Genomic DNA, 14,910 nt, shown 5'->3' with positions numbered 1-14,910 from the left:
TCGGCGCGCGGCGGAGGTGGAGGCGGCTTATGTTGGCTGCGCCATGTGATCGCCGTCTGCGGAGGTCCGGATGCCCGTGCACAAGCCGAAGAAGGGGAACCGGGGGCGGGAGGCGCTGCGGCCGCGGGCCGTGGGGCGGCGCGCGGCGGTGGACCGGGTGGAGGAGGCGCGGGCCGGCGGGACGCCCGCCGGGCTGCGGGCCGGGCTCGCCGCGGCGCTGGGCGACCGGAAGGTGCTCGGCCGGACGGCCGACCTGGTGGCGTACGCCTCGGACGCGAGCCCGTACCGCTTCGTGCCGCAGGCCGTGGTCGTGCCGGACAGCGTCCAGGACGTCGTCACGCTCATGGCGTACGCCCGCGCGGAGCGGCGCACCCTGGTCTTCCGGGCCGCCGGGACCAGCCTGAACGGCCAGGCGCAGGGCGAGGACATCCTGGTGGACGTGCGCCGCCACTTCAGCGGCGCCGAGGTCGAGGCGGACGGCGCACGGCTGCGGGTGCTGCCCGGCACCGTACTGGCCAGGGCCAACGCCGCGCTGACCCGGTACGGCCGCAGGCTCGGCCCCGACCCGGCCAGCGCGGCCGCGGCCACGATCGGCGGCGTGCTGGCCGGCAACGCCACGGGGACGACCGCGGGCACCGCCCGCGACTCCTACCGGACCGTCGCCTCGCTGACCGTGGTGCTGCCCTCGGGCACCGTCGTGGACACCGGCGACCCGGAGGCGGACGCCGCACTCGCCGCGTCGGAGCCCGAACTCCACCAGGGCCTGCTCGACCTGCGCGACGAGATCGAGGCCGACGCCGAGCTGACCGCGCGCATCCGGGCCAAGCACGCCGTCAAGAACACCAGCGGCTACCGGCTGGACGCCTTCCTCGACGGGGAGACGCCCGCGCAGATCCTGCGCGGGCTGATGATCGGCTCGCAGGGCACCCTCGGCTTCGTCGCCGAGGCGGTCTACGAGACGCTGCCGATACGCCCGGCGGCCAGCGCCGCCCTGCTCTGCTTCCCCTCGCTGCCCGCCGCCGCGGCCGCCGTGCCGCTGTTCGCGCAGGCCGGGGCGGAGGCCGTGGAGCTGATGGACCACCAGGCGCTCACCGTCTGCGCCGGCGTCCCGGGAGCGCCCCGGGAGTGGGCCGCGCTGCCCGCGGACTGCGCCGCGCTGCTGGTGGAGTTCCGCGCCGCGGACGACACCGAGCTGGCCGCGTACGAACGCGCCGCCCGGCGGATCTGCGACGACCTCGGCCTGATCGACCCGGCCCCCGCCGGCGCCGGAGCCGTCGCGGTGCCCGGGCACAACGACTTCACCCGCGACCCCGACCGTGTCGCCGCGCTGTGGCGGGCCCGCGCCTCCTTCGTCGCCGCGGTGGCCGGCGCCCGTCCGCCCGGCACCACGCTGATCACCGAGGACTTCGCGGTGCCGCCCGAGCACCTCGCCGAGGCGTGCGGGGAGCTGCTCGCGCTCCAGCGCCGGCACGGGTTCGACGCCGCGGTGGCCGGCCACGCCGCCCACGGCAGCCTGCACTTCCTGCTCGCCTTCGACGCCGCGCTCCCCGCCGACGTGCAGCGCTACGCCGCCTTCACGGACGAGTTCTGCCACCTCGTCACCGAGCGGTTCGGCGGCTCGCTGAAGGCCGAGCACGGCACCGGCCGCAACCTCGCGCCGTACCTGGAGCTGGAGTGGGGTCCGCGCGCCACGGCCCTGATGTGGCAGGTCAAGCGGCTGCTCGACCCGGACGGCATCCTCGCCCCGCGGGTCGTCCTCGACCAGGACCCGCGCGGGCACCTGCGCGGCCTCAAGACGGTGCCGGTCACCGGGACCGCCGCCGACCCGTGCACCGAGTGCGGGCTGTGCGAACCGGTCTGCCCCAGCCGGGACCTGACCACCACACCGCGTCAGCGGATCGTGCTGCGCCGCGAGATGCTGCGCCAGCCGGACGGCTCCCCGGTGCTGGCGGAGCTGCTCGGCGCCTACGGCCACGACGCCGTCGACACCTGCGTCGGCGACTCGCTGTGCGGGCCCGCGTGCCCGGTCGGCATCGACACCGGCGCGCTGATGAAGGACTTCCGGCGGGCCCGGCACTCGCGCGCCGAGCAGCGGGCGGCCGCGTCGCTGGCCGCGCACGGGCGGGTGGTGGAGCGCGCCGCCCGCACCGCCCTCGCGGCCGCCCGCGCGGTGCGCGGCGCCGCCGGCGACCGGCCGCTGACCGCCGCCGGACCGCTCCGCGGGGCGGCGGGGCCCGAGCCGATACCCGGCCGGCCGCCGGAGGCCCCCGCCGCCGCCCCGCGGCTGCCGCGCACCGGCCGCCAGGGCGCGGCCGCCGTGTACTACCCCTCGTGCGTCAACCGGATCCTCGGTCCCTCCGCGCGCACCGGCGCCGACGGCTGGACGCCCCGCGCCCTGGTGGTCCTCGCCGACCGCGCCGGATCGCCGCTGTGGATCCCGCCGGACGTCAGCGGCACCTGCTGCGCCACCGTGTGGCACTCCAAGGGCTACGACGAGGCCGCCGCGCTGATGGCCAACCGCGTCGTCGAGCACGCCTGGGCGTGGACCGGCGGCGGCCGGCTCCCGCTGGTCGTCGACACCGGGTCCTGCGCGCTGGGGCTCGGCCGGGACGTCGTGCCGTGTCTGACCGGGCCCAACCGGGAACTGCACGCCGAGCTGACCGTGGTGGACGCGCTGGTCTGGGCCGCGGAGCAGCTGCTGCCGAAGCTCGCGGTGAGCCGGCGGGTCGGCTCCGCGGTGCTCCACCCCACGTGCGCCATGGGGGTGGCGGGCGGGCGGCTGCCGGGCGTGCGCGAGGCGTTCGCGGCGCTCGCCGCGGCCTGCGCGGAGGAGGTCGTGGTGCCGGTCGACGCCGGCTGCTGCGGCTTCGCCGGGGACCGCGGCACGCTCCACGAGGAGCTGACGGCCGCGGCGACCCGCCGGGAGGCGGAGGAGGTCGCCGCGCGCGGCTACGAGGCCCACCTCTCGGCGAACCGCATGTGCGAGAGGGGGATGGAGCAGGCCACCGGCGAGGCGTACGAGTCCGTCTTCGCCGCCCTCGAACGCTCCACCCGCCCCTAGAGCGTTCTCGTTCGGCTGCCCGCGGGCGCCGGGCTACGCGGGGTCGGGGGGGTGGGCGGGGAGGATCGGGGCGGCGGAGATGAGGAGCAGGACGACGTCGTCGGCGAGGGCGCCGCCCGCGTGCCGCAGGAGATCGGCGTAGACGCGCTCGACCGCCGCGTCGAGGTCGCGCCCGCATCCGGCGACCAGCGGGCCGACCCGCTCGGCCAGCGGGTAGAAGGAGTTGTCGCGGTGGCCGCGCGCCTCGATCACGCCGTCGGTGCACAGCACGAGCACGTCTCCCGGCCGCAGCCGCACCCGCCACGGCGTGGGCCCGCCGTCGACCATGTCGCCGAGCCCGAGCGGCACCCACGGCTCGGCGGGGTCGAGGGTCTCGACGTCGCCGTCGCGGGAGACCCGCAGCGGCGCCACATGCCCGTAGTGCAGCAGCTCCACGCTGTCGGGCCGGTCGAACTGCGCGAACAGCGCGGTGATGAAGTCGCCCGTGGTGACGTGGCGCCGCACGCTGACCTCCACCCGGGCGGCGACCCGGTCCAGGCCGCCCTCGTCGAAGGCGGCCTCGCGGAAGGCGCCGAGCACCACCGCGGAGGTCTGCACCGCGGCCAGCCCCTTGCCGCGGACGTCGCCGATCAGCCCGCGTACGCCGTAAGGGGTCTCCAGCACCGCGTAGAGGTCGCCGCCGATCTGCGCGGCGTCGGCGGCCGAGACGTAGCGGGCGGCCAGCCGGACCTGGCCGACCCGCGGCGCCGGCGGGTGCATCAGGGCGTGCTGGGCGGCCTCGGCGACCGAGGAGATCGCGGTGTACGCCTTGGCGCCGGTCTCCCGCCGCCAGGCGATGTAGACGCTGAAGAGGCAGACCACGCCGTAGGCGAAGAGCTGGCCGAAGAGGACGTCGTGGTCGGGGATGTCGGTGACGCCGTCGTAGGGCGACAGGGCGGCCTGCGCGGCGGCGCCCAGCAGGCTGACGAAGAGGGTGCGCTGCCAGTTCACGGTGATGGAGGCCAGCGCGGGTGCGGCGACGATGCCCGGGGTGAGGAAGTGGTCCTGGCCGGCGGCAAGGTCGGCCGCGATGACGACGACCAGGGCGGCCAGCGGGAGCGACAACCCCATCCGGGAGAGGTACTCGCTCTCCAGCCGGGCCACCGCCCGGGTGAACCAGACACTCTTCACATGGTGAACCTATCTGCCCTTGTCCCCCACGTCCGGTGGGCCGGATCTCCATCTGAAGCGCGGAGCGCCGTCCGTGCAACTCTACGGACCCGTCCTGAGCTTTCCGGCCGTTTGTGTTGCGCCCGGTGAAGACTCTGCGACAGCAGGGGTCCCCGGGGTGGCCGGGACGCGCGTGACTTCCTAGGGTCAGCGTGTACCTGCCACCCACGGCTCACCGCGCTGGAGGACCCCTGTGCGCAAGAGAGTGATCGCATCGGCCACCGCCGTCCTGGGACTGCTGCTGGCGATCCCGGCGTCCGCGGCCGGCGCCGGGCCGGGCGCGCCCGGCATCGGCGACCCGTACTACCCGACCTACGGCAACGGCGGCTACGACGTCTCGCACTACGACCTCGACCTCGCCTACCAGCCCGCCACCGACACGCTGACCGGCACCACCACCCTCACCGCCACCGCCACCCAGGGCCTGACCAGCTTCGACCTGGACTTCGCGCTGGACGTGAGCAAGGTCACGGTGGACGGCAGGCCGGCCCGGTTCGCGAGCAGCGGGGAGCAGGAGCTGGTCGTCACCCCGGCGCGCCCCGTCGCCCGCGGCCACCGGATCACCGTCGCCGTCACGTACTCCGGCGTGCCCTCGAAGGTGCAGCGCTACGGCTTCACCTCCTGGCAGCGCACCCCGGACGGCGGAGTGGCCGCCAACGAACCCGAGTCGGCCTGGTGGTGGTTCCCCAGCAACGACCATCCGGCGGACAAGGCCACGTACGACGTGACGGTCCGGGTGCCCGCGGGCGACCAGGCGATCAGCAACGGCCTGCTGGTCTCGCAGCGGACCGAGGACGGCTGGACCGGCTTCCACTGGCGGCAGGACGACCCGCAGGCCACCTATCTGGCCACGCTGGCGGTCGGGCACTTCGCCCTCACGCACAGCGCCACCCGCGCCGGCGTGCCGGTGATCAACGCCTACAGCACCGATCTGCCCGCGGCCACCGCCGCCAACGCCCGCGCCAGCGTCGAGCGGACCGGCGAGATCATCGACTTCCTCAGCACCTGGTTCGGCCCCTACCCCTTCGACGCGGCCGGCGGCTATGTGCCGAACGTCACCTCCGGTTTCTCCCTCGAAGCGCAGACCCGGGTCTTCTACAGCCCGCGCTTCTACGCCACCGCCCCGAACACCGGCGTCGTCGCGCACGAGCTGGCCCACCAGTGGTGGGGTGACGACGTCTCGCTGGAGCGCTGGTCGGACATCTGGCTGAACGAGGGGTTCGCCAGCTACGCCGAATGGCTGTGGGCCGAGCACGAGCACACCGGCACCCCGCAGCAGCTCGCCCAGCAGGTCTACGACGCGCACCCGGCCGACGACCCGTTCTGGACGGTGAAGCCTGGCGACCCGGGGCCGCAGAACCAGTTCGACGACGCCGTCTACGACCGGGGCGCGGTGGCCATCCAGGCGCTGCGCGACACCATCGGCGACCGCGACTTCCGCGCCCTGCTGAAGGCGTGGCCGGCCGCGCACCGCTACGGCAACGGCACCATCGCGCAGTTCGAGGGGCTCGCCGAGCGGCTGTCCGGCCGGGACCTGGACGGGTTCTTCCAGACCTGGCTGTACACCGCCGCCAAGCCCGCGAGCTTCCCCGCGGGGTCCTGAGCGCGGCGGGATACGGCACCATGGACCGCGGGCGGGCCGACCGACGGCCTGCCCGCGGCACTCTGGGAGCGTACGGGCACGTGGGCACGGTGGATACGGCGGACACGGGAACCGGCGACCCGGCCGCTGCCGGCGCGCCCGGCGCGACGCCCGGGGGGACCTCCGGGGCGGCGTCCGGCGATGTGACCGGCGCGACGAGCGCCGCGCTGCGCGCGGACTGCGCGGCCTGCACCGGGCTGTGCTGCGTGGCGCTCGCCTTCACCCGCTCCGCGGACTTCGCCCGCGACAAGCGCGCCGGCGAGCCCTGCACCCACCTGGGCCCGGCCCACCGCTGCGGCATCCACACCCGGCTGCGCGACAGCGGCTACTCCGGCTGCTCGGTCTACGACTGCTTCGGCGCCGGCCAGCACCTCTCCCAGGTCACCTTCGGCGGCCGCGACTGGCGCGGCGCCGCGGACGGCGGCGCCGCGATGTTCGCGGCGCTGCCGCTGATGCGCCAGCTGCACGAGCTGCTCTGGTACCTCACCGAGGTGCTCGCGCTGGACGCCGCCGCGGAGCTGCACCCGCAGGCCGCGCGGGCCGCCGAGCGGATCGGCGGCCTCACCCGGTCGCCCGCCGTCGATCTGCCCGCGCTGGACCCGGCCGCCGAGCGCGCCGCGGTCAACGGCCTGCTGCTGCGGGCGAGCGAGCTGGTCAGGGCGCAGGCGCCGGGCCGGCGCAGGAACCGCAGGGGCGCCGACCTGGTCGGCGCCCGGCTGCGCGGCGCGGACCTGCGCGGGGCGGACCTGCGCGGCGCGTATCTGATCGGCGCCGACCTGCGCGGCGCCGACCTGCGGCTGGCCGACCTGATCGGCGCCGACCTGCGGGACGCCGACCTGCGCGGCGCGGACCTGACCGGCGCGCTCTTCGTCACCCAGACCCAGCTGAACGCCGCCCGCGGCGACGCCGGGACCCGCATCCCCGGCCGGCCGCTGCGGCCCGCGCACTGGGCCGGGAGCGCCGCGCCGGGGTGGTCATGAGCACTCCCGCAGATCACGTATAGTTGTTCCCGCAGGCGCCGCTAGCTCAGTTGGTTAGAGCAGCTGACTCTTAATCAGCGGGTCCGGGGTTCGAGTCCCTGGCGGCGCACCGCAGGAAGGCCCTCCGCTTCGGCGGGGGGCCTTCCTCGTGCCCGGCCGGGCGGGGCGTCCCGGGCTCGCGGGCGTCACAGGCTCATCGACAGCAGCATCGGCGCGGCGCGCTCGTGCAGGGTGTCCACGGCCGGTCGCAGCCGGTGCGCCTGGGCGTACGGCATGGACAGCGCCAGGCAGGCCACGGTCTTGCCGATGGTCACCGGGACCGCCGCGCAGACCGTGCCCACCGCGTACTCCTGCAGGTCCAGGGTGGGGACGGTGGCGGGCTGCCGCTCCAGCTTGGTGAGCAGCACCCGGTCGTCGACCTCGGTGCGGGAGGTGAGCCGGGCCGGGCGGTGCCGGGACAGGTGCTCCAGCCGGCCGTTGTGGTCCAGCTGGGAGAGCAGGCACTTGCCGACGGCGCTGGCGTGGGCGGCCGAGCGGAAGTCGACCCACTCGTTGACCTTCGGCGTGTTCGGGCCGTCGGCGAAGTCGATGATGTTGACCTCGCCGTCGTCGTAGCGGCTGAAGTAGACCGCCGCGCCGACCTCGTCGCGCAGTTCGGACAGGATCGTCCTGAGCCTCTCGGCCAGCGCCAGGTCGCGGTGGGCGGCGCCGAGCAGGACCAGCGACTCGCCGACGACGTAGCCGCCGCCCGGCAGGAAGCCGAGATAGCGCTCGCGGCGCAGCATCGTCAGCAGCTCTTCGAGATATCCCAGCGGCACACCGATCTCCCGCGCCAGCTGTTCCGCGGTGACGCCGTGCCGGTGGGTGTCGACGGACTCCAGCACGCGCAGCGCGTGCTGGACCGCGTGAACCGGCCCGATCTGTCGGTGTTCCAGCGCCACGGTAGCCCCCTGCAGGTAAGACCGTCTGCGACCCGTCCTCGCGCCTGGTCGCGGGTCAGGAGCGAGGGCCTGGCGCGGCGTGTGGCCGGACCTTCACGATAGCCCCAATGCCTCTGCGCGTAGAGGAGGTTGACGACGCGAGCGGGCGCCCGCAGGCGTATACGCAGGAAGGGGGCACTCTGGCATATGCCGGAGACATTGCCCTCTTTTTCGGTCTCCTGCCCCTTCCCCCATTTCCGGCGTCGCGATGGCTGAAAACCGCGGGTTCCCGCGCCGGGGAACAACCGGACGCCGTCTCCGGTTGCGCGACAGGGGGGTGTGCGAGCCCGCACACCGGAACCGAGTACGACCGAGTACGACCTAGGAGGCGCCCGCCGTGGGTGACGAACGACTGGGCATCCGCGGAACGGTCCGCGGGACCGCGCCCGTACCGCTGTCGGTGCTCGACCTGGCCGGCGTCGGCAAGGGGCTGACCGCCACCGACGCGCTGCGCACCAGCGTCGAGATCGCCAGGATCGCGGAGACCCGCGGCTACCACCGGATGTGGGTGGCCGAGCACCACTCGATGCCCGGTGTCGCCAGCTCCTCGCCCGCGGTGATCCTCGCCCACCTCGCGGCCTTCACGCGCACCCTGCGCCTCGGGTCCGGCGGGGTGATGCTGCCCAACCACGCGCCGCTGGTGATCGCCGAGCAGTTCGGCACGCTGGAGGCGCTCGCGCCCGGCCGGATCGACCTGGGCCTGGGCCGCGCGCCCGGCACCGACGGGGCGACCGCGTCCGCGCTGCGCCGCGGCGACTCGGCTCACGAGGGCGCCGACGAGTTCCCGCGCCAGCTCGCCGAGCTGACCCGCTTCCTCGACGACGACTTCCCCGACGGGCACCCGTACTCCCGTATCCACGCCATCCCCGGACCGGTGCAGGGCAGCGCCGAGGGCGGCGTGCAGTCCGCGGACCGGCCCAGCGTCTGGCTGCTCGGCTCCTCCGGGTTCAGCGCCCAGCTGGCCGGCGCGCTCGGGCTGCCGTTCTCCTTCGCGCACCACTTCTCGGCCGCCAACACGGTGCCGGCGCTCGCCCTGTACCGCGAGTCCTTCCGCCCCTCGGCGGTGCTGGACCGTCCGTACGCCTCGATCGGGGTGTCCGCGCTGGCCGCCGACGACCCCGAGCAGGCCCGCCGCCAGGTGCTCACCGGAGCGCTGTCCATGCTGCGGCTGCGCACCGGCCGTCCCGGCCTGGTGCCGACCCCGGACGAGGCGGCGGCCTACCGGTTCAGCCCGATGGAGCGGGAGTTCACCGACTCCTGGGTGGCGAACGTGATCCACGGCGAGCCGGGGACCGTGCGGGCCGGGCTCGACGCGCTGGTCGAGCGGACCGGCGCGGACGAGCTGGTGATCACCGCCAACGCGCACACCCCGGCGGCCCGGCTGCGGTCGTACGAACTGATCGCGGACGCCTACGGCTTCCCCGAGGACGCTTCCCTGGCGCCGGCCGCGCGGGCCGCGACAGGAGCGTCGGCTGGTTAAAGACTGGTTTCCGGGTCGCCTGTGGTCCAAGGCCGTACCGACCAGGGGCCCTGACTTAACCCAGGGTTAAAGCCGCTCGTCACCCGACTGACGAGCGGCTTTGCCGTTGGCGCGCGGAGGGCGCCGGCCGGCCGGTGCGGCCGAATTGGTCTAGACCCAACCTTGGTTCAGACCATTGACGTGCACTTGACGAGGGCCTATCAATTTCCCCAGCCCCCTGTTGTTCCTCCCTCTCCCCCCGGAGGTTCTCGTGCAGTCCAGAAGGAAAGCGTTCGTGGCCGCCGCCACGAGCGCCGCGCTGGGTGCCGGTGCGCTCGTCGCACTCGCGTTCGGCGGAGGCACCGCCCAGGCGGACACCACGTCCGCAGCCAAGCCCGCGGCCGCCGCCGCGGCGAGCACCGGCGGCGTGAAGATCGCCTACTACGACCAGTGGAGCGTGTACGGCAACGCCTTCTACCCCAAGAACCTCGACACCGAGGGGATCGCGGGCAAGCTGAACGTCCTCAACTACTCGTTCGAGAACATCGATCCGGTCAACCACACGTGTTTCGAGGCCACCAAGGCGTCGGACTCGACCAACGAGAGCGACCCCAACGCCGGTGACGGCGCGGGCGACGCCTTCGCGGACTACCAGAAGTCCTTCGGCGCCGACATCAGCGTCAACGGCACCGCCGACGTGTGGAACCAGCCGATCGTGGGCAACTTCAACCAGCTCAAGGAGCTGAAGGCGAAGTACCCGAACCTGAAGATCGTCGCCTCGCTCGGCGGCTGGACGTACTCCAAGTACTTCTCGGACGCCGCGGCGACCGACGCCAGCCGCAAGAAGCTGGTCAGCTCCTGCATCGACATGTTCATCAAGGGCAACCTGCCCTCGCAGGGCGGCTACGGCGGCGCCGGCAGCGCGGCCGGCATCTTCGACGGCTTCGACATCGACTGGGAGTACCCCGGCTCGCCCGGCGGCCACACCGGCAACCACTACAGCGCGGCCGACAAGGCCAACTACACCGCGCTGCTCGCCGAGTTCCGCACCGAGCTGGACGCGTACGGCTCGGCCAACGGCGGCAAGCACATGCTGCTCACCGCGGCCCTGCCGGCCGGCCAGGACAAGATCGCGAACATCGAGACCAACAAGGTCGGCTCGTACCTCGACTACGCGAACATCATGACGTACGACATGCACGGCGCCTTCGAGACGACCGGTCCGACCAACCACCAGGACCCGACGTACCAGTCGCCGAGCGACCCGTCCTCGCCGATCAGCCCCGGGACCGAGAAGTACAGCTCGGACGCGGCGATCAAGGCGTGGACCACCGGGGATCCGGCCTACGGCATCCCCGGCGGGTTCCCGGCCAACAAGATCACCATGGGCTACCCGATGTACTACCGCGGCTGGACCGGGGTGTCCGCGGGCAGCAACCACGGCCTGTACCAGCCGGCCACCGGCCCGGCCGCGGCACGCGGCATCAGCCAGGTCGCGGGCACCGCGTACTACAAGGAGCTGACCGGGCTCGTCGACAACCCGTCGACGACCTTCTGGGACGCGGCCTCGCAGTCCAACTACTTCTACAACGGCAGCGAGTTCTGGACCGGCCTGGGCAGCCAGGGCATCCAGGCCAAGGCGGACTACGCGCACTGCCACGGCCTGGCCGGCTCGATGATGTACTCGCTGCTCGACCTCGACCCGGCGGCCACGCTCTTCAACAAGATCGTGACCGCGACCAACGGCTCGGCGTCCAGCTGCTCCGGCGGCGGCACGACGACCGGCGGCACCACCACGGGCGGGACCACGACCGGCGGCACCACCACCGGCGGGACCACCACGGGCGGGACCACCACGGGTGGCACGACCACCGGCGGGACCACCACCGGTGGCACGACCACCGGCGGGACCACCACCGGCGGCACGACGACCGGCGGCACCACCACCGGTGGCGGCGGCACCTGCACGCTGCCCTCGTGGAGCGCGAGCGCGATCTACGTCGGCGGCAACCAGGTCTCCTGGAAGGGCCACAAGTGGAACGCCAAGTGGTGGACCACCAACGAGGAGCCCGGCACGACCGGCGAGTGGGGCGTCTGGCAGGACCTCGGCGCCTGCTAGAGCGCGACTGACACACCCGCGCGGCCCCAGGCCCGGCCTCCGTCCTCACTCCCCCCGAGGACGGGGGCCCGGCCGCCCGCGAACGGCGGATCAGGCCAGCAGCCCCGAGATCACGTCCGCCCCCACGGGACGTGAGTAGTGCCAGCCCTGGCCGGTGTCACAACCGATCCGCCGCAGGCGTTCCGCCTGCTCCGCGTTCTCCACGCACTCGGCGGTCACCGTCAGACCCAGCCGGTGGGCGAGATCGACCAGCGCCTCGACGATGGTCTCGTCCGCCGGATTGGGGTGCTCCGCGGAGCGGAAGCCCTGCACGAAGGAGCCGTCCAGCTTCAGCGCGGACACCGGCAGCCGGCTCATGTAGGCGAGGTTGGAGTAGCCGGTGCCGAAGTCGTCGATGGCGATCCGCACCCCCATCTCGTGCAGGGCGTGCAGCGCCTGCAGCGGCCGCCCGGCCGACCCCATCACCGCGGACTCGGTCAGCTCCAACTGCAGCAGCCGCGGCGGCAGTCCGGTCTCGCGCAGGATCGCCGCCACGTCGGCGACCAGGTCGGAGTCCCACACCTGCCGCACCGCCACGTTCACACTGACCACCAGCGGCGCGTCCGGGAACGCCTGCTGCCAGGCGCGGGCCTGCCGGCAGGACTCGGCCAGCACCCAGCGGCCCAGCTGCACGATCGAGCCGTCCTCCTCGGCGAGCCCGATGAAGCGGTTCGGCGCCAGCCGGCCGAAGTGCGGGTGCTCCCAGCGCACCAGCGCCTCCACACCGCGCAGTTCGCCGGAGTCCAGCGCCACCAGCGGCTGGTAGTCCAGGACGAACTCGCCGCGCTCCACGGCCTGTCGCAGGGTGCGGGACAGCGCCTGGCGGGTCATCCGGTGCTCGTTGCGCTCCGGGTCGAAGAGCGTCCAGCGGGCCTTGCCGTCGGCCTTCGCCCAGTACAGCGTGGTGTCCGCGGTCTGCATCAGCAGGGTCGCCGAGGTGCCGGCCGCCTCGCGCTCGACCACCCCGATGCTCGCCGAGACCGCCAGCCGGTGCCCGGCCACGTCGAACGGCTCCTGGAGCGCCTCCAGCACCCCGGCGGCCAGGCCGGTCGCCTGCCCGGTGCCGGTGGACTCGCGCAGCAGCACCGCGAACTCGTCGCCGCCGAGGCGCGCGACGAGGTGCCCGCCGGGCTCCGCGCAGGCCAGCAGCCGGCCGGCCACCGCGGCCAGCAGTTCGTCGCCGACCCGGTGGCCGAGGGTGTCGTTGACCGCCTTGAAGCCGTCCAGGTCCAGGTAGCACAGGCCGATCCGGCCGGTGCCGGGGTGACCCCGCCCGGCGTCGCCGCGGCCCGGCGCCTGCTCGCAGGCCGCGGCGAGCCGCTCGAAGAACAGCGCCCTGTTGGGCAGCCTGGTCACCGGGTCGTGCATCCGCAGATGCCGCAACTCCTCGCGCAAGCCGTCGCGTTCGCCGACGTCCTGGACGGTCAGCAGCAGCGGCAGCGCCTCGGTGCGCGACAGCGTGATCTCGGCGCGCACCGCGCCGCCGTCAGGACGGGACAGCCGGCGCGTGCAGCGCAGCCGGGGACGGCGGCCGGTCAGCACCTCGTGGAAGGCGGCGTGCGCGTGCGGGTCGCCGCCGAGCCCGAGCAGCGCCGCCGCGCCGACCGACCTCATTCCCTCGGGCGAGGTGCCCAGCAGGTCGCCGAGCGCGCCGTTGGCGGCGAGCACCGCGCCGTCCGGGCCGAGCAGCGCCATCGCGGCGCCCGCGACGGCGAAGGCCGCGCGGTAGTCGCGCAGCTCGGCGTCGGGGGAGCGCCACAAGGGCGGGTGACTCTGGGTGATGACGTGTGCCGTGCTCTCGGGCTCGGCGCCGGGGCTGCCCGAGGGTCCGCCCATGGCCTGCTCCCTGTTAGCGGTTCCGTCACCGCGATCATATGGGCTGGCGGAGTTGGTGTTCCAGCGGCGCTCTGGTGATTTCCCGCACGAGCGCTGACGGAATGACCGTTTCCGCTCGTTTGGGTCGAGCACCTGATCGCCCTCCGTACGCCATGACGGAGCGTAGTCGTCCGGACGGGTGGGCGTCCGAACATCAGCGCCATGGCGGCCGACACCCGCTCGGCGCAGCCGAATGCCGCATAACACCCCAATCCATAGCAATGTGAAGGAGGTCTCCCGAACGGGCTCTGCCAGACTCCGGAGGTTCTCGTGCGGCGCTCTCCCAGCGCGTCCGTCAGCGGCGGCGCCCACCGCAGGCTGCTGCGCTCCGCCGCCGCCTCGGTGGCCGGATTCGCCGGACTGGTCGCGTGGACCCTGATGACCGGTCCCGCCGCGCACGGCGCCGACGGCGCGGCATGCCTGCTGCCGCGCACCGACGTCCACCACTCCGAGGGCGTGGACGGCTGGGAAGGCGACTACGCGCGGCCGGCGGGCGACGTGAAAGCCCTGATGATCTTCCTGTCCTTCCCCGACGCCGCGCCGCAGCTCACCCCGGCCGAGGTCGCCGCCGACCACTTCCCGCACACCGCGCACTTCTACGACCGCGCCTCCTACGGGCAGTTCCGGCTGCACGTGCACCCCGAGACCCGCTGGCTCCAGATGCCGCGCCCGTCCACCGCGTACGCGATCAACCGCGACTGGGACGCCGCCGACCGCACCCGCTACCTGCGCGACGCCCTCGCGGTGGCCGACCCGCGGATCGACTTCCGGGGCTACGGCGTGGTGTACCTGGTCGCCGACCCCGACGCGCCCGGGGTGGACTCCGACGCCACCAAGGTCGTCAACCTCTCCCAGCCGATCGACGTCGACGGCACCGCGCTGCGCCGGCTGGTCACCGTCTTCGAGCACCACCCGCCGGACCGCAACGTGCTGGCCCACGAGACCGGCCACGTCTTCGACCTGCCCGACCTCTACTACCGGCCGCCGGCCGGCAGCAACGCCGACTGGGACACCCATGTCGGCGACTGGGACCTGATGGGCAGCCAGTTCGGCCTGGCCCCCGAGCCCTTCGCCTGGCACAAGTGGAAGCTCGGCTGGCTGCGCCGGAGCCAGGTCGGCTGCATCGCCCGCACCGGCACCACCTACCACGACCTGAGCCCGCTGGAGACGCCCGGCGGCACCAAGCTGCTGGTGGTCCGCACCGGCGCGGACAGCGCGCTGGCCGTCGAGGCGCGCACCGCGGCCGGCAACGACCGCACCACCTGCCGCCAGGGGGTGCTGCTCTACAAGGTGCGCTCCGACCGGGAGTCGGGCGACGGGCCGATCGACGTGGTCGACGGCCACCCCGGCACCTCCGCGTGCCCCGCCACCTCCGTCTACCCGCCGCTGGCCGACGCGCCCCTGGGGGTCGGCGAGAGCTACACGCTGCCCGACGGCACCACCCAGGTGAGCGTCCTGGGGCGGCAGGACGACGGCACCTTCACCGTGCGGATCACCGAGAACGCACCGAAGAGCGCCGCCTACCACGGCCTCGGGAGCTGACCGC

Annotated in this window: 9 protein-coding genes and 1 tRNA gene; 7 read left to right on the top strand and 3 right to left on the bottom strand. The window is 73.9% G+C overall.

Annotated elements, in window-relative coordinates; all coding sequences use genetic code 11:
* The first annotated feature begins 70 nt into the window (after nucleotides 1–70).
* Nucleotides 71–3,061, top strand: coding sequence for an FAD-binding and (Fe-S)-binding domain-containing protein (locus V2S66_RS09285; protein ID WP_330794067.1), 2,991 nt, complete (start codon nucleotides 71–73; stop codon nucleotides 3,059–3,061).
* A 33-nt stretch (nucleotides 3,062–3,094) separates the two neighbouring features.
* Here the strand turns inward: V2S66_RS09285 and V2S66_RS09280 are convergent, their stop codons facing one another.
* A complete protein-coding gene (locus tag V2S66_RS09280) occupies nucleotides 3,095–4,231 on the bottom strand; it encodes a PP2C family protein-serine/threonine phosphatase (RefSeq protein ID WP_330794066.1) in 1,137 nt (378 codons plus the stop codon).
* A 232-nt stretch (nucleotides 4,232–4,463) separates the two neighbouring features.
* On the opposite strand from V2S66_RS09280, the gene V2S66_RS09275 reads away from it, so the two are divergent.
* The 3 genes from V2S66_RS09275 (at nucleotide 4,464) to V2S66_RS09265 (ending at nucleotide 7,001) form a co-directional block, all read left to right on the top strand.
* Nucleotides 4,464–5,873 (top strand): M1 family metallopeptidase, encoded by a 1,410-nt coding sequence (locus V2S66_RS09275; protein WP_330794065.1) that lies wholly within the window; start codon nucleotides 4,464–4,466, stop codon nucleotides 5,871–5,873.
* Between the two features lie 182 nt (nucleotides 5,874–6,055).
* Nucleotides 6,056–6,892 carry a pentapeptide repeat-containing protein gene (locus tag V2S66_RS09270; protein ID WP_330794184.1) on the top strand — a complete coding sequence of 279 codons (837 nt, stop codon included), beginning with the start codon at nucleotides 6,056–6,058 and terminating at the stop codon, nucleotides 6,890–6,892.
* A 35-nt stretch (nucleotides 6,893–6,927) separates the two neighbouring features.
* Nucleotides 6,928–7,001: transfer RNA gene (locus tag V2S66_RS09265), tRNA-Lys, on the top strand.
* Nucleotides 7,002–7,077: 76 nt separating this feature from the next.
* Here the strand turns inward: V2S66_RS09265 and V2S66_RS09260 are convergent.
* Entirely contained in the window at nucleotides 7,078–7,833 is a 756-nt protein-coding gene (locus V2S66_RS09260) for an IclR family transcriptional regulator (RefSeq protein ID WP_330794064.1), read from the bottom strand.
* 376 nt (nucleotides 7,834–8,209) lie between these two features.
* On the opposite strand from V2S66_RS09260, the gene V2S66_RS09255 reads away from it, so the two are divergent.
* Both V2S66_RS09255 and V2S66_RS09250 read left to right on the top strand, forming a co-directional pair.
* On the top strand, nucleotides 8,210–9,352 hold the full coding sequence (locus V2S66_RS09255) for an LLM class flavin-dependent oxidoreductase (RefSeq protein WP_330794063.1): 1,143 nt from the start codon (nucleotides 8,210–8,212) through the stop codon (nucleotides 9,350–9,352).
* Between the two features lie 274 nt (nucleotides 9,353–9,626).
* Nucleotides 9,627–11,450, top strand: coding sequence for a glycosyl hydrolase family 18 protein (locus V2S66_RS09250; protein ID WP_330794062.1), 1,824 nt, complete (start codon nucleotides 9,627–9,629; stop codon nucleotides 11,448–11,450).
* Nucleotides 11,451–11,540: 90 nt separating this feature from the next.
* Here V2S66_RS09250 and V2S66_RS09245 read toward each other — a convergent pair whose 3' ends face one another.
* A complete protein-coding gene (locus V2S66_RS09245; RefSeq protein WP_330794061.1) occupies nucleotides 11,541–13,325 on the bottom strand; it encodes a putative bifunctional diguanylate cyclase/phosphodiesterase in 1,785 nt (594 codons plus the stop codon).
* A gap of 309 nt (nucleotides 13,326–13,634) precedes the next feature.
* On the opposite strand from V2S66_RS09245, the gene V2S66_RS09240 reads away from it, so the two are divergent.
* Nucleotides 13,635–14,906, top strand: coding sequence for a M6 family metalloprotease domain-containing protein (locus V2S66_RS09240; RefSeq protein WP_413966338.1), 1,272 nt, complete (start codon nucleotides 13,635–13,637; stop codon nucleotides 14,904–14,906).
* The last annotated feature ends 4 nt before the right edge of the window (nucleotides 14,907–14,910 follow it).

The organism is Actinacidiphila polyblastidii, from assembly GCF_036353415.1.
In the GTDB taxonomy this organism is placed as follows: domain Bacteria; phylum Actinomycetota; class Actinomycetes; order Streptomycetales; family Streptomycetaceae; genus Actinacidiphila; species Actinacidiphila polyblastidii.
Note: the sequence above shows the minus strand (reverse complement) of the source record. Positions and strands in the feature narration are given on the sequence as shown.

Excerpts from the sequence above, each read along its gene's own strand:
- V2S66_RS09285 (WP_330794067.1), top strand. The coding sequence starts at position 71 with ATGCCCGTGCACAAGCCGAAGAAGGGGAACCGGGGGCGGGAGGCGCTG.
- V2S66_RS09245 (WP_330794061.1), bottom strand. The coding sequence starts at position 13,325 with ATGGGCGGACCCTCGGGCAGCCCCGGCGCCGAGCCCGAGAGCACGGCA.